The organism is Peribacillus sp. QJM3NY_7, from assembly GCF_056173225.1.
Genome location: NZ_CM149663.1, coordinates 1775175 through 1790625 on the forward strand (window position 1 = coordinate 1775175; position 15451 = coordinate 1790625).

The following is a 15451-nucleotide window of genomic DNA, read 5'->3' on the forward strand; positions in this document are numbered from 1 at the left end:
ATACTGGAAAAAATCAGCAGCCGCTTGGCTGCTTTATTCATTATATGGGAAAAATGTCCGCCTAAAGAATGAATGGTATATATATCAAGGACAGGGTCATATTTATTTGGTATAATCAGTAGCGAACGTTTGTTTCGTGAAGGGAAATCAAGTGGTGATGTTGAATAGGAAAGTTAGAATAGTTTCATGAAGAATCAGGTGATATTATGGCAAAGAAGAAACGCAGAAAAAAGAATAGTACAGAGAAGTTAAAACTAACGCTTAAATATGAATTGATTGGCCTCACCATAATAGGTTTGGCCATCATTGCCATTGCCAAGCTTGGAGCAGTGGGAAACGGGACGGTCTTTTTAATCCGCTTCTTCATGGGGGAATGGTATATCCTCTTTTTGTTGGGGGCAATTGCAGCTGGGTTCTATTTGATGATAAAGAGAGAGGTCCCGTACCTGTTGAAACGGCAATTGGTCGGGATGTACTTCCTTGTTGCGAGCATGCTCCTGCTAAGTCATGTTACCCTGTTTAACATGCTTGCAGATGGGGGACCATTTACGAAGCCCAGCGTCATTTCGAATACATGGGAACTATTCTGGATGGAAGTGACCGGCAAGGCCAGCTCAAAGGACCTTGGGGGCGGTATGATTGGAGCGATATTATTTGCAGCTTCATACTTTTTATTCGACGAAGCTGGATCGAAAATCGTTTCATTCCTCTTTATCATTGTAGGTGCCGTCCTATTGACCGGGAAAACGTTAGGTGAAACCCTCGGGAAGTTTTTCAGGGGTCTTGGAGGCTTTTTCAAAAAACAATGGTCCGCATTCAGAGATGATGTGAAAACGTGGAATGAAGACAAAAAAGAAAAGAAAAAGAATCCCGTGAAAAAGAAGAAACGGCAAAACGAACCGGTGGAAGAAACGGATCAGCTCCCTCTAGAAGAGGAAACACAGGAAATGGCGACGGAACGGATCATTTCCAGTTTTGCTGATAAAGCCTATAATGACGAAAACGAAATAATTCCCGCTGTTCCGGAAACTGCAGCTGAAAATGCAGGGGACCAGGATGATGCCGTTCCGCCTATGAATTTTACGGAAGTGGAGAATAAAGAGTATCTTTTACCGCCTCTTTCTTTGTTATTGCAGCCTAAAAAAACCGACCAAAGCGGAGAGTACCAATTGATTCATGAAAATGCGGCAAAACTTGAGCGCACCTTTCATAGCTTTGGAGTGAAAGCGAGGGTCACTCAAGTTCATTTAGGCCCTGCCGTAACCAAATACGAAGTACATCCGGATGTAGGGGTGAAGGTAAGTAAAATTGTCAGCCTATCCGATGACTTGGCCCTTGCACTTGCCGCAAAGGATATTAGGATCGAAGCGCCGATTCCCGGAAAATCGGCAATCGGAATAGAAGTGCCTAACTCCGAAGTGGCGATGGTGTCATTAAGGGAAGTTTTAGAGGCCAAAGAAGTTGACAAGCCTGACGCAAAACTGCAAATAGGCTTAGGGCGGAATATTTCCGGTGAAGCGGTTAAGGCGGAGCTCAATAAAATGCCGCATTTACTAGTGGCTGGTGCTACGGGCAGCGGGAAATCCGTTTGTATCAATGGGATTATTACGAGTATTCTGATGCGGGCAAAACCGCATGAAGTGAAAATGATGATGATCGATCCAAAAATGGTCGAGTTGAATGTCTATAATGGAATTCCCCACCTACTCGCACCTGTAGTGACCAATCCGAAGAAAGCTGCACAGGCTCTGCAAAAAGTGGTCAGTGAAATGGAAAGGCGCTATGAGCTATTTTCTCATTCCGGTACGCGAAATATTGAAGGCTACAATGATTACATTAACCGGTATAACATTGAAGAAGACGCCAAACAACCGCTCTTGCCTTATATCGTAGTCATTGTCGATGAGCTGGCAGATTTGATGATGGTCGCTTCTAACGATGTAGAGGATGCCATCACAAGGCTTGCACAAATGGCACGTGCGGCTGGCATCCACTTGATAATTGCCACTCAGCGGCCATCCGTAGATGTAATTACAGGGGTCATTAAAGCGAACATCCCATCTAGGATTGCCTTTAGTGTCTCATCAATGACCGATTCGAGAACGATCCTCGACATGGGCGGGGCCGAAAAACTGTTAGGCCGGGGTGACATGCTCTTCCTGCCTTCAGGAGCTTCAAAACCGGTCCGCGTCCAAGGGGCCTTTTTATCCGACAATGAAGTCGAGGAAGTTGTCACATATGTCATTTCACAGCAAAAAGCACAATACAACGAAGAAATGATACCCGATGAAATTGCAGAAACCTCAAATGGTGAAGTCGAAGATGATTTATATGGGGATGCGGTATCCTTGATCGTAGAAATGCAGACTGCATCCGTTTCCATGCTGCAGCGCCGTTTCAGGATTGGCTATACCCGGGCAGCCAGATTGATTGATGAAATGGAAGCTAGGGGAATTGTCGGTCCATATGAAGGCAGTAAACCACGAAATGTATTGGTTACAAAAGATGAACAAGATGAAGCGCATTCATCATAGGTAAAGAAAAAACCGGGCAGCTGCCCGGTTTTTTAAATATTCATCGCCTCGTCTAAATGTTGAAGGCAGAAGTCGGTAATCATCGCTTCTTCATCTTCTTCTAAATCGAATTCGAGTGCGCCTTCGTTCCCTTTTTCAAAAATATCATATTTAATCAATTTGCCTTGTTGTTCTTCTACAGCAAAAAGCACCCGGATATATAAACCATTTTCTGAAAAGAGCTCATCCTCTTCAGGCACTTCAATATCCAAGAACAACTCGTAACGTTCCCCGGACAAAATACCAAATGGATCATTCAATTTTTCGATTGTGTATTCTGTAATCTTTAACATCTTGTGTACATCCCTTCAAAGAAGATAAATCCTATTATACAGGAAAAAAGCATCTGAACATAGCTGCATGTATCTTGCACTTTTTTAAAAATTTATCTGATTTAGGAGAATGATCGTGCAAATTCCGCGGCCACATCTAGATTGAAAGACACAGGGAAGGGTAATTTCTCCTAAATTCTTTTAAAGTAAATAGTAAAACACTATATATTTATATTAAAAAAAATGTTATATTATTTTCGATTAGTAGGAATGATTCAACATCAGAGGTCTGATGTCTTAAGAAATTAGCTGGGGGAAACTGTATGTCAATAAAATCAGATAGTCGACATTTATATTTGCAGGTCATTGATTACCTGAAGCAGGATATTGAAGCTGGAGTCTATCAGGAAAATGAAAAATTCCCTTCAGAATTCGATCTTGCGAAAAAATTGGGAGTTAGTAGGGCGACACTTCGAGAAGCGCTGCGAATTTTGGAAGAAGAAAACATTATCATTCGCCGCCATGGAGTTGGGACTTTCGTCAATCCGAAACCTCGGTTCACTTCAGGTATCGAGCAATTAAAAAGTGTCACGAACATGATTGAAGAGGCAGGGATGAAGCCGGGTACGATTTTCTTAAGTTCGACGGCCCAAGAACCTACAGAAGAGGATATACGCAGGTTTTCTTGTTCAACAGACGAACGCATCGTCAGCATCGAACGAGTAAGGACAGCGAATGGGGAGCCAGTCGTCTACTGTATTGACAAAATTCCTGAATCTATTCTTTCAGAAAATTTTGACCGTAATGATGAGTCTCTTTTTGATATTTTGGAAAGAGATGCGCATCGGAAAATTACGCATGCCGTAGCGGAGATTGAGCCCATTGGATATCATGAGAAAGTTTCTCCTATCCTTAAATGCTCGCCAGAAGCCGCGCTACTCGTTTTAAAGCAGATGCATCTGGATGATTGGGACCAGCCTATCCTGTATTCTGTTAACTACTTTAAAGCCAATATGTTCAGCTTTCATGTTCTTCGTAAACGTGTGTAGGCCTTGACTCTGCATACGGATGAATGCAAGCGATTGTTTCGATTCCAAAAAAAGTCGATCAAAACGTATGCAAAAAAAAATTAACGAGAAGTGAAAACGCAAACATAAATGACTTTTCAGAACATTCCTGCTCAAAAAACTATGTAAATTAGGGGGATAAAAATTGAAAAAGCGCAAATTAGGACTAGCTCTTTCACTTGTTCTTGCAGCCGGTACGCTACTGGGAGCATGTGGTAATTCAGAGAATGATGATAAAGAATCTTCAAATGGGAAAAACAAAGATAACTTCACTGTTGCGATGGTAACTGATACTGGCGGCGTGGATGATGAGTCGTTCAACCAATCCGCTTGGAAGGGCATTCAGGAATTCGGTAAGGATAATGGCCTGGAAAAAGGTAAAGATGGCTACAACTACCTGCAATCTAAATCTGATGCCGATTACGCTAAGAACCTGAATACGCTTGTACGTGAAGATTACCAACTAATCTATGGTATCGGTTTTCTTTTAGCGGAAGCTGTTGGTGAAGTGGCTGACCAACGTCCGGATTCACACTTTGCCATCGTGGATACAGTTGTAGACAAAAAGAATGTAGCCAGCATTAATTTTAAAGAGCAGCAAGGTTCTTTCCTAGTAGGTGTAATTGCTGGAATGCAAACGAAAACAAACAAAGTCGGTTTTATCGGCGGAGTTGAATCTGAGTTAATCAAGAAATTCGAAGTTGGCTTTAAGGCTGGGGTTTTATCTGTAAATCCGGATGCAAAAGTTGAAGTTAAATATGCCGGGGATTTCAATAAAGCTGACATCGGTAAATCGACTGCAGGCTCCATGTATTCTTCAGGTATCGATATCATTTATCATGCTGCTGGCGGAACTGGAAAAGGTGTATTCACTGAAGCAGTAGAGCAAAAGCAAAAAGATCCTAAGAGGGAAATCTATGTTATCGGTGTAGATAGCGACCAAGCTAAATTGGGGGCAGTTCCTGGAACAGACGACAACATCACTCTGACTTCCATGCTAAAACGTGTTGACGTGGCAGTTAAAGACCTTTCCGAGAAAGCGAAAGAAGGAAACTTCCCAGGCGGAAAAGTAATTGAGTACGGTATCGAAGAAAATGGTGTAGGCATTTCCGAAACAAAAGATAACGTAACAGAAGAATCTTTAAAAGCGGTCGAAGAATGGACAGAAAAAATTAAATCAGGTGAATTCGTCGTTCCGGGTACGGATGAAGAATTCGAAAAACTTGATTTATAAGCTGTAATGCCAGAAAGAATAGGGAGGCAGAATTGCCCTCTATTCTTTCTTTTCCCAATCACGCTTTGAAACTGAAAAAATATCGAATGAAAAACTATGAAAAAATCGTAGTTTTTCATTTGGTTTTTTTAAAAAAATCAATAAGCTAGTAAAAGCAATTAAATGATTTAAGAATATTTACACTCATTTTAGGAGTTGATAATACGTGGAATATGTAATTGAGATGCTTAATATCCGTAAGGAATTCCCCGGCATCGTCGCAAATGATAACGTTACACTTCAGGTTAAAAAAGGGGAGATTCACGCATTATTAGGTGAAAATGGCGCGGGTAAATCCACTTTGATGAATGTTTTATTCGGCTTATACCAGCCTGAGCAGGGAGAAATCCGTGTGAATGGCAAGCCAGTCAAGATTACCAGTCCCAACATTGCCAATGATTTAGGAATTGGAATGGTCCATCAGCATTTTATGCTCGTTGACCCTTTTACAGTAACGGAAAATATCATTTTAGGAAAAGAACCATCCAAAGCGGGTAAGATCGATTTAAAAGAAGCGAGCGAGGAAGTTAGGAAACTATCAGAACAATATCAGCTTCGTGTTGACCCCTATGCGAAAATTGCCGATATTTCAATAGGGATGCAGCAGCGTGTCGAGATTCTTAAGACGCTTTACCGTGGTGCGGAAATATTGATTTTTGATGAACCGACCGCTGTATTGACTCCTCAAGAAATCAAGGAATTGATTTATATTATGAAAGCCCTTATCAAAGAGGGTAAATCTATCATTTTAATCACACACAAACTTAAGGAAATCATGGAGGTTTGTGACCGGGTAACGGTTATCCGCAAAGGGCAAGGAATTGGTACAGTGAACGTCAACGAAACGAATCCTAACGAATTGGCGAGCTTGATGGTCGGTAGGGAAGTTCTATTCAAGACGGAAAAAACGGCAGCTACTCCTTCGGATGTAGTTCTCGAGGTTCAGGAACTGGAAGTCAAGGATTCCCGTGGCGTTTCAGCTGTTCGGAACTTGGATTTAACAGTCCGTGCAGGAGAAATTGTCGGTATTGCCGGTGTAGATGGAAACGGTCAATCCGAACTGATTGAGGCATTGGCTGGCCTAAGGAAGACAACAGCTGGTTCGATCATGCTAAATGGAAAAGAAATCAGGAATCTGAAGCCGCGTAAAATCACTGAAGCAGGTGTCGGCCATATTCCAGAAGACAGGCATAAGCATGGCTTGGTTCTCGATTACAGCATTGGGGAAAATATTGTCTTGCAAACCTACTATCAAAGGCCTTTTTCAAAAGCCGGTATCTTGAACTCAAAGAAAATATTTGAAAAAGCCCGTTCATTGATCAAAAGCTATGATGTTCGGACTCCGAGTGAATATACCCCGGCAAGGGCTCTTTCTGGCGGGAATCAGCAAAAAGCGATCATCGGCCGGGAAGTTGATAGGAACCCGGATTTATTGATTGCCGCACAGCCAACACGCGGGCTTGATGTAGGAGCGATCGAGTTTATCCATAAACGGCTCATTGAACAGCGTGATGCAGGAAAAGCGGTACTTCTCATTTCATTTGAATTGGAAGAAATCATGAATGTGAGCGATAGGATTGCCGTTATATACGAAGGGGAAATTGTCGCAATTGTTGATCCGAAAGAAACGACTGAACAGGAGCTTGGCCTTCTAATGGCCGGCAGTAAACGGACGGAAGCAGGTGGAAAACAAAATGTCTAAGTATTTATCTAAATTAACGAGTCCGTTAATAGCAGTTATCCTCGGCTTAGTCGTTGGGGCCATAATCATGTTGGTAAGCGGCTATGATCCAGTTGCCGGCTATGGCTCCATGGTAAATGGAATTATTGGGGATTCTTATTATGTAGGGGAATCCGTCAGGACAATCATCCCTTATATCCTTGCCGGTTTGGCAGTGGCTTTTGCTTTTCGTACGGGCCTTTTCAATATCGGTGTAGAAGGGCAATTAATTGTAGGCTGGCTGGCGGCAGTTTGGGTCGGAATCGCTTTTGATCTTCCAAGGATCATCCATTTGCCATTGGCCATATTAGCTGGTGCAGCTGCTGGGGCATTGTGGGCTTTTATCCCTGGTTATTTAAAAGCTAAGTTCCGTGTACATGAAGTAATCGTTTCCATCATGTTGAATTATACAGCTTTATATGTGACGAATTATTTAATTAGGAATGTAATGACTGACAAGCTGGATAAAACAGAAAGAATTGCTGATACAGCATCACTGCGGTCTCCTTTTTTTGAAAGCATTACGGATTTTTCCCGGATGCATTGGGGAATAGTGGTAGCGATTATTTGCGTAATCATCATGTGGTTCCTGCTTGAAAGGACCAAAACCGGCTTTGAACTGAAAGCGGTAGGTTTCAATCAGCACGCGTCCGAGTATGCAGGGATGAGTGTCAATAAGAACATCATACTTTCCATGGTTATTTCAGGTGCTTTTGCAGGACTTGCGGGTGCGATGGAAGGCCTTGGAACTTTCGGTTATGCCGCGGTCAAAGGCGGGTTCACAGGTATGGGCTTCGATGGGATTGCAGTAGCCTTATTAGGGGCGAATACGGCTATTGGTGTTGTGCTTGCAGCCTTATTATTTGGGGGACTGAAAGCCGGGGCCTTAAATATGCCGCTAGAAACCGGAATACCTAGTGAAATTGTGGATATTGTCATAGCATTGATCATTTTCTTCGTAGCATCCAGTTATTTTATTCGTTGGATTTCCGCTCGATTTAAGAAAGGGGTGAAATAAGTGGATTTTTTCCAAGTATTACAAATTATTATTCCATCTATGATAGCTCTAGCTGCTCCACTTATTTTTACTTCACTCGGAGGAGTGTTTTCTGAACGGGCTGGTGTCATAAACATCGGTTTAGAAGGTTTGATGGTCATTGGTGCCTTTACAGGGATTGTTTTTAACTTAATGTTTGCTGATGTATTTGGGGAATGGACTCCTTGGCTCGCAGTCTTAGCGGCAATGATTGCCGGGTTGCTGTTTTCCATTCTGCACGCTGTGGCATGCATTACGTTCAGGGCGGACCAAACGGTTAGTGGGGTTGCAATCAACTTGTTGGCAGTAGGTCTGACCATGTTTTTGGTGAAGCTGATTTTTGACAAAGGTCAAACTGATAGAATCACAGAAACATTCCCAAGGATTGATGTTCCATTATTAAGTGATATTCCATTTATTGGACCCATCTTTTTCGCAAATGGTTATTACATCGTATATATAGCGATTCTCATATCTTTTGTCGTTTGGTATGTTCTTTATAAAACACCATTCGGGTTAAGGATTCGTGCAGTGGGAGAACATCCCATGGCTGCTGATACGATGGGTGTCAATGTTACGAAAATCCGATATGCCGCCGTTTTATTATCAGGTGCTTTTGGAGGTATCGGCGGAGCGATTTATGCTACCATCTTTTCAAATGAATTCAATCATGCGACAATTAATGGTCAAGGTTTCATGGCCATTGCCGCCATGATTTTTGGTAAGTGGCACCCGATCGGGGCAATGGGAGCAGCTTTATTCTTTGGTTTGGCTCAAAGTTTAAGTATTGTTGGCTCGAGCCTTCCCTTCTTCAAGGATATTCCATCAGTTTACCTCTTGATCGCTCCATATGTTCTGACGATCATTGCGCTAACTGGTTTCATTGGACGTGCTGATGCTCCAAAAGCATCCGGACAGCCATACATCAAAGGGAAAAGATAAGTGTCTAACCGGTCAGCAAACTGTGCTGGCCGGTTTTTTCTTTAGAGATTGAGCCATAAGTGATGGTGAGCTGGTGAAAAACCAAAAAAAGTAGCTGTAACTTGCATGATTTTTCCTTTCACATGTATATTTTAAGTAGATGTTTAAAAGGGTTCCAAACTACAAACAATAAGCTAATAAAGATGATTTATATAATGAGGAGGATTATTCATGTCTATTGCTTCCGATACAATTACGGAAAAAAGCGGCTACAAGCTTCATGTGGTCCGGACGGATAAATATAAAACGAATACTCTCGTGCTGAAGATGAAGGCCGCTTTGACAAAAGAGGACGTTACATATCGTGCACTGCTGCCATATGTGTTACAAAGCAATACAAGTAAATATCCTACAACACCCGAGCTTCGATCTTATCTTGATGATTTATATGGAGCAGGGTTTTATGTCGATGTAGCTAAAAAAGGAGAATATCAAATCATAAGTTTTACGATTGATATCGTCAATGAAAAATTCCTTAGTGATTCAACCCCGCTTCTCGAAAAGGCTTTTGGGTTATTATCAGAGGTGATCTTCAATCCGAAGAAAAACGGCGAAGCCTTTGACTCTAAAACGGTTTCCAATGAAATCCGTTCCTTAAAACAGCGGATTCAATCCATTTCCGATGACAAAATGCGATATTCAGCTACACGTCTAGTAGAGGAAATGTGCAAAAACGAACCATATGCTTTAGAAGCGAGCGGTAATCTTCAAGACTTGGAAACGATAACTCCAGAGTCCCTATTCGCCTACTATAAAAAAATGCTGTCGGAAGATGAAATCGATTTATATGTAATCGGCGACATCGATGGATCGGAAGTGGAGGCACTGGCTGACAAGTATGTGTCGTTGCAAGAACGTGAGCCTGTTAGACTGCCAAGGGATACGGGCAAGGCAGTGGAGAAGGAAAAAGAAATCATCGAGAATTCGGATGTGAAACAAGGGAAATTGAATATCGGTTATCGAACCCAAGTTGCATACGGTGATCCGGATTATTATGCTCTTCAGCTTTTCAATGGGATTTTTGGTGGCTTTTCACATTCAAAACTTTTCATTAATGTCAGGGAGAAAGCCAGCCTTGCTTATTATGCAGCTTCAAGGCTTGAAAGTCATAAAGGACTATTGATGGTCATGGCCGGCATTGAAAATGCCAACTACAAGCAGGCATTGGATATCATTCATGCACAAATGAAGGAAATGAAGCAAGGTAACTTTTCCGATGAAGAACTTGCACAGACAAAGGCGGTCGTTAAGAACCAGCTCCTTGAAACCATTGACGTTTCGAGAGGGCTTGTGGAAATTTTATATCATAATGTGATTTCCGGGCAGGATATATCACTCGACGAGTGGTTTACAAAAACAGAGCGGACGACAAAGGAAGAAATCATTGCAGTTGGTCAAAAGATCCAGCTTGATACGATTTATTTCCTAACGGAAGCGGAGGTGCAAGGGTAATGGAAAAAATAGCATTCACTCAATTGAAAGAAGAGCTTTTCCATGAAAAAATGGATAATGGTCTCGAAGTATATATTCTTCCGAAAAGCGGGTTCAATAAATCATTTGCGACTTTCACGACGAATTATGGTTCAATCGACAACCATTTCAAACCATTGAATGAAACGGAATTCTCTAAAGTACCAGATGGGATTGCCCATTTTCTTGAACATAAGCTATTTGAAAAGGAAGATGGTGATGTTTTTCAGCAATTTTCAAAGCAGGGAGCATCTGCAAATGCCTTTACCTCTTTCACCCGTACAGCTTATTTATTTTCCAGCACGTCTGATTTCGAGAGGAATCTTACTACCTTAATTGACTTTGTCCAGGATCCTTACTTTTCGGAAAAGACGGTAGAAAAGGAAAAAGGAATCATTGGGCAGGAAATCAACATGTATGATGATAATTCAGACTGGCGGTTATATTTTGGGACGATTGCCAATATGTATCATCAGCATCCAGTGAAAATCGATATTGCCGGTACTGTGGAATCGATTGCAGGTATTACGAAAGATATGCTTTATGAATGTTATAATACGTTTTACCATCCTAGCAACATGCTCCTATTTGTTGTAGGACCGGTAGATGTCGAAAGTACCATGAAGCTGATTCGGGATAACCAAAATGATAAAGGGTACAACGAACAACCAGCAGTGGAACGTAAATTTGACGAAGAGCCGGAAATCGTTGCCAAGGATAAGGAAGTCTTAAGGATGAATGTCCAAACACCAAAAGTGATGCTGGGCATCAAGGCCATCAATGTAAACCAATCCGGTTTACAGCTTTTGAAAAGGGAATTGGCGACCAATATTTATTTGGAAATGCTGTTTGGCAAAAGTTCGCCTTTACATGAGGAGCTGTATGAGGAAGGGTTGATCGATCAAAGCTTCTCATATGATTACACACAGGAACAAGGTTTTGGGTTTGCGTTAATTGGCGGGGACAGTGCCAAACCTGATGAGTTGATGGAGTCTTTATTCGGTATCCTGCAAAAATCAAAAGCCGGAACCGGCCTGAATGAAGAAAGCCTGCAAAGGACTATCAAGAAAAAAATCGGTTCTTTCCTTCGTTCCTTGAATTCGCCGGAATATATAGCGAATCAATTCACCAGATATGCATTCAATGATATGAACTTGTTCGATGTTGTATCGGTATTGGAAAAACTAACGATCGAAGATATCAGGGAGGTCGCCAAGGACCTAATATCCGATGAACGGATGACAGTCTGTCAGGTACTTCCGAAATAATATAAAGGGGGCGTGAAAGTGGGGAAACGTTTTGCCCTTATTACAGGAGCCAGTGGAGGAATCGGCAGGGAAATCGCTATAAAGCTCGCCGAGGAGAATTACTCACTTTATTTACATTATAACAGCAATGAAGAAGCGATACTTGCCCTGATTGAAGAACTGAAGCCTCATCAAGTCGAACTTATTCCAATACAAGCGGATTTGGCTGCACCGGACGGCTATAAGAAATTGGCGGAAAATATTTTTGCCCTTCATGCAATCGTCCTTAATAGTGGCAATAGCTATTATGGGCTTATATCTGATATGGATGAGACTATCGTTACTGAAATGGTTCAGCTGCATGTAACGAGCCCTTTCCAATTAACAAAGGAACTGCTTCCAAAGCTTATGTACCAAGAACAGGCTGCCATCGTTGCCGTCACATCAATTTGGGGGCAGACAGGTGCATCTTGTGAAGTATTATATTCAATGGTCAAAGGCAGTCAAAATGCTTTTATCAAGGCGCTTAGCAAAGAAGTATCGCTTAATGGAATCCGGGTGAATGCCGTTGCCCCCGGTGCGATTTCCACTTCCATGCTAGAATCTTTCAGTGCAGAAGATCTGGAAATCATCAAAGGCGATATCCCGATGGGCAGGATGGGGCATTCCAAAGAAGTCGCGGAGGCCGTATACTATTTGCTTTCCGACAAGTCGTCCTATATAACCGGGCAGATTTTAGGCGTAAATGGCGGATGGTACACATGATTTTTTTAAAAGACATGTATAATTTCCTCAATTCCTTCACAAAATATCTTTGTACTATCTTGAAGGAAAGGGTGACCATTCATGTCTGTACTGGACAATTGGGATCAATGGAAAAACTTCTTAGGCGACAGATTACATCAAGGTGAACAACAAGGCTTGTCAGAAGGCGCTGTTACCAACTTGGCTTACGAAATCGGTGATTACCTAGCTAATCAGGTTGAGCCCCAGAATGATCAAGAGAAAGTGCTTGCTGATCTTTGGTCAGTGGCAAGCGATCAAGAAAAACATGCCATGGCAAGTGTCATGGTCAAGTTAGTCGAGAACAATGGAACGAAGTAAAATATCAATCCAAAAGGCCCTGTTATTTAATTAACAGGGCCTTTTGGATTCGAGGGGGATGACTATTTGTCCTCTTATATAAAAATGAATAATTTTATAGGGTTTTTCCTTTTAACTTATCACGAAATGCTATATTATAGAAGCTAGACAATTAATATTAAAGTGTTCAGACCTTGAAATTTACGATGGATAAGTTTTTTGCCCATGATTAGGGTAAAAGCTTTTAGGCTTAAGGAGTGTTATCGTGGATAATAAAGAATGGTATTTTGAATATGAAATTCAAGTCAACCGTCCTGGTTTATTAGGGGATATTTCATCCCTTCTGGGTATGCTTTCCATTAATATCATCACCATTAACGGGGTCGATGAAGGCAGGCGTGGGTTACTTTTGTTGGCCAAAGACAGCCGTAATATAGAAAGATTCGAGTCAATTCTCCGTACGATGGATACGATAAAGGTCATTAAGCTTAGGGAACCTAAATTACGTGATCGCCTCGCAGTCAGGCATGGACGCTATATTCAGCGCGATGCCGATGAGAAAAACACTTTTAGGTTTGTTCGTGATGAACTAGGCTTGCTTGTCGATTTCCTGGCCGAGCTATTTAAACAGGAAGGTCATAAATTGATCGGGATCCGAGGGATGCCCCGTGTCGGAAAAACTGAATCTATCGTGGCATCGAGTGTTTGTGCTAATAAGAGATGGTTGTTTGTGTCATCGACCCTTTTAAAGCAGACTATCCGCAGCCAGCTTATTGAGGATGAATATAATAATGATAATTTGTTCATTTTAGATGGAATTGTTTCCACTCGCCGTGCAAATGAGCGTCATTGGCAGTTGATTCGTGAAATAATGAGGCTTGATGCTGTCAAAGTAATCGAACATCCGGATGTTTTTGTCCAAAATACGGAGTATACCCTCGAAGACTTCGATTATATTATTGAATTGCGAAACAATCCTGAAGAAGAAATAACATATGAAGTTGTCGACCAAAAAGACCAGTTTTCAGGGTCCGATTTTGGTTCCTTTGACTTTTAAAATGGCAGGTGTTTTATTTGACTGAGTTGGGTAATCGATTAAAGGAAGCTAGGGAAGCCAAAGGTCTTAGCCTAGAAGATTTACAGGAATTAACGAAGATCCAAAAGCGTTACCTCATTGGCATTGAAGAGGGAAATTACAGTATGATGCCAGGAAAGTTCTATGTACGGGCATTCATAAAGCAATATTGTGAAGCGGTCGGACTGGATTCAGAAGAGATTTTCGAACAATATAAGAGTGAAATACCATCGGTCTATAGTGAGGAATTGCCAGAACAGCTTTCACGGGTCCAATCCCGGAAAACCATTCCGGCAGGAGATTCAAAGGTTGTGGAATTGTTACCGAAGATCTTGGCTGCCGTTTTAGTCATTGGTGCGGCCGTATTGATTTGGGTTCTGGTATTGAACTATATGAGTAATCCGGATAACGAGGACAAAAAGGACGCGAAACAGAGCGATGCCGTGGGTTACAATAAAAGTGAAGAGTTTAACAAAGAAGAAGAGAATGCAGGCCAAAAACAGAATGAAGAAAAATCAGATTCATCTGAAAAGAAGAATGAAGATGATACAGCAGTCAAAGATGAAGAGAAAGAGCAAAATCTTGCCGTCACAAGTTCCAGCGGTAAAAATAGTACGTATGAATTAAAAAATACCGATACTTTTAAATTAAAGGTGACCTCCAAAGGCTCACCATGGGTCGGCATAAAAAATGGTGAAGGTAAATTACTTTTCCAAGGCACTATCGAAAAGGACAAAAGCCAGGTAATTGATTTCACCAATGAAAAAGAAGCTGTCATCAATATAGGCAGGGCATATGAAACAGAGATTTATGTGAATGATGAGAAGCTGGAGTATTCCATTTCACCGACTGAAGTGAATACGCAATTGGTTACGATACAATTTACGAAAGCCGAATAGTCATCTTATAGATGACTATTTTTGCTCTATTTAATGGTAAGGCGGCGGGAAAATGGTCCACTCGGCGGCATATAAGATTGGATTTTGAGTTAAATTATACATATAAGCATTATGTTAGATCTAAGACGCAGGCCCGAATGGCAGGCGTAAATTTTGGAGGTAAAAGTTTTGAATCTGCCTAATAAGATTACAGTAGCAAGAATCTGTTTAATACCAGTATTTTTAATCATCATGCTCGTTCCTTTTTCATGGGGGACTCTGACTTGGGGAGAATACAGTTTGCCAGTGGCACACCTGGCTGGAGCCATCCTCTTTATAATCGCTTCCACTACGGATTGGATCGATGGCCATTTTGCCAGAAAATATAATATGATTACTGATTTAGGGAAATTTTTAGATCCATTGGCAGATAAACTTCTTGTTTCGGCTGCCTTAATCGTTTTGGTTGATCTGGATTTAATGTACGGTCAATCTTGGATTGCCATCGTGATCATAAGTCGCGAGTTTGCAGTCACTGGATTGCGTTTGGTGTTAGCGGGTACAGGGGAAGTGGTTGCAGCGAACCAGTTAGGTAAAATTAAAACATGGGCACAAATTGTTTCTATTTCGGCTTTATTGCTGCATAACCTTCCATTTGCCCTCATTTCACTTCCATTTGCCAATATTGCATTATGGATTGCATTAATCTTTACAATCTGGTCAGGTTTGGATTATTTTATAAAAAACAAAGAAGTATTTGTTAATTCAAAGTAAAA

At 41.5% G+C, this 15451-nt stretch carries 14 protein-coding genes; 13 read left to right on the forward strand and 1 reads right to left on the reverse strand.

The annotated features are described in order from the left end of the window. Positions 1-206: 206 nt before the first annotated feature. Positions 207-2534: a DNA translocase FtsK gene (locus AC0VX1_RS08660; RefSeq protein ID WP_413008847.1), complete on the forward strand. Its 2328-nt coding sequence runs from the start codon at positions 207-209 to the stop codon at positions 2532-2534. 32 nt (positions 2535-2566) lie between these two features. Here AC0VX1_RS08660 and AC0VX1_RS08665 read toward each other — a convergent pair whose 3' ends face one another. After that, positions 2567-2866, reverse strand: a complete 300-nt coding sequence (locus AC0VX1_RS08665) for a DUF6509 family protein (RefSeq protein ID WP_413008848.1) — start codon at positions 2864-2866, stop codon at positions 2567-2569. A 302-nt stretch (positions 2867-3168) separates the two neighbouring features. On the opposite strand from AC0VX1_RS08665, the gene AC0VX1_RS08670 reads away from it, so the two are divergent. The 12 genes from AC0VX1_RS08670 to pgsA all read left to right on the forward strand — a co-directional run bounded on the left by AC0VX1_RS08670 (position 3169) and on the right by pgsA (position 15449). Beyond that, complete coding sequence (locus AC0VX1_RS08670; protein WP_034313556.1) at positions 3169-3894, forward strand: GntR family transcriptional regulator; 726 nt, start codon at positions 3169-3171, stop codon at positions 3892-3894. A gap of 163 nt (positions 3895-4057) precedes the next feature. Then, the gene (locus AC0VX1_RS08675; protein WP_048684735.1) at positions 4058-5146 is read left to right on the forward strand and encodes a BMP family lipoprotein; all 1089 of its coding nucleotides are present in this window, start codon (positions 4058-4060) and stop codon (positions 5144-5146) included. A 205-nt stretch (positions 5147-5351) separates the two neighbouring features. Next, positions 5352-6887 (forward strand): ABC transporter ATP-binding protein, encoded by a 1536-nt coding sequence (locus tag AC0VX1_RS08680; RefSeq protein WP_034313549.1) that lies wholly within the window; start codon positions 5352-5354, stop codon positions 6885-6887. Further along, positions 6880-7923 (forward strand): ABC transporter permease, encoded by a 1044-nt coding sequence (locus AC0VX1_RS08685; RefSeq protein ID WP_413021423.1) that lies wholly within the window; start codon positions 6880-6882, stop codon positions 7921-7923. Before AC0VX1_RS08680 ends, AC0VX1_RS08685 begins: the two co-directional genes overlap by 8 nt. A gap of 39 nt (positions 7924-7962) precedes the next feature. Next, positions 7963-8883, forward strand: coding sequence for an ABC transporter permease (locus tag AC0VX1_RS08690; protein ID WP_048684941.1), 921 nt, complete (start codon positions 7963-7965; stop codon positions 8881-8883). Positions 8884-9093: 210 nt separating this feature from the next. Beyond that, positions 9094-10374, forward strand: coding sequence for an EF-P 5-aminopentanol modification-associated protein YfmF (yfmF, locus tag AC0VX1_RS08695; protein WP_057278388.1), 1281 nt, complete (start codon positions 9094-9096; stop codon positions 10372-10374). Further along, the gene (gene yfmH / locus AC0VX1_RS08700; protein ID WP_057278387.1) at positions 10374-11660 is read left to right on the forward strand and encodes an EF-P 5-aminopentanol modification-associated protein YfmH; all 1287 of its coding nucleotides are present in this window, start codon (positions 10374-10376) and stop codon (positions 11658-11660) included. The genes yfmF and yfmH overlap by 1 nt, the downstream gene beginning before the upstream one ends. Before the next feature lie 18 nt (positions 11661-11678). Continuing rightward, positions 11679-12404, forward strand: a complete 726-nt coding sequence (gene ymfI, locus AC0VX1_RS08705; RefSeq protein WP_048684725.1) for an elongation factor P 5-aminopentanone reductase — start codon at positions 11679-11681, stop codon at positions 12402-12404. A gap of 81 nt (positions 12405-12485) precedes the next feature. After that, the gene (locus AC0VX1_RS08710; RefSeq protein ID WP_057278386.1) at positions 12486-12743 is read left to right on the forward strand and encodes a DUF3243 domain-containing protein; all 258 of its coding nucleotides are present in this window, start codon (positions 12486-12488) and stop codon (positions 12741-12743) included. 244 nt (positions 12744-12987) lie between these two features. Beyond that, positions 12988-13779 (forward strand): DUF3388 domain-containing protein, encoded by a 792-nt coding sequence (locus AC0VX1_RS08715; protein ID WP_034313530.1) that lies wholly within the window; start codon positions 12988-12990, stop codon positions 13777-13779. Positions 13780-13787: 8 nt separating this feature from the next. Continuing rightward, on the forward strand, positions 13788-14696 hold the full coding sequence (locus AC0VX1_RS08720) for a helix-turn-helix domain-containing protein (protein ID WP_413000422.1): 909 nt from the start codon (positions 13788-13790) through the stop codon (positions 14694-14696). A 168-nt stretch (positions 14697-14864) separates the two neighbouring features. Beyond that, complete coding sequence (pgsA, locus tag AC0VX1_RS08725) at positions 14865-15449, forward strand: CDP-diacylglycerol--glycerol-3-phosphate 3-phosphatidyltransferase (protein ID WP_034313524.1); 585 nt, start codon at positions 14865-14867, stop codon at positions 15447-15449. Positions 15450-15451: the final 2 nt, after the last annotated feature.

Coding starts and splice junctions, on each gene's coding strand:
- AC0VX1_RS08670 (WP_034313556.1), top strand. CDS start 3,169: ATGTCAATAAAATCAGATAGTCGACATTTATATTTGCAGGTCATTGAT.
- yfmF (WP_057278388.1), top strand. CDS start 9,094: ATGTCTATTGCTTCCGATACAATTACGGAAAAAAGCGGCTACAAGCTT.
- AC0VX1_RS08685 (WP_413021423.1), top strand. CDS start 6,880: ATGTCTAAGTATTTATCTAAATTAACGAGTCCGTTAATAGCAGTTATC.
- AC0VX1_RS08665 (WP_413008848.1), bottom strand. CDS start 2,866: ATGTTAAAGATTACAGAATACACAATCGAAAAATTGAATGATCCATTT.
- AC0VX1_RS08660 (WP_413008847.1), top strand. CDS start 207: ATGGCAAAGAAGAAACGCAGAAAAAAGAATAGTACAGAGAAGTTAAAA.
- AC0VX1_RS08690 (WP_048684941.1), top strand. CDS start 7,963: ATGATAGCTCTAGCTGCTCCACTTATTTTTACTTCACTCGGAGGAGTG.
- yfmH (WP_057278387.1), top strand. CDS start 10,374: ATGGAAAAAATAGCATTCACTCAATTGAAAGAAGAGCTTTTCCATGAA.
- AC0VX1_RS08710 (WP_057278386.1), top strand. CDS start 12,486: ATGTCTGTACTGGACAATTGGGATCAATGGAAAAACTTCTTAGGCGAC.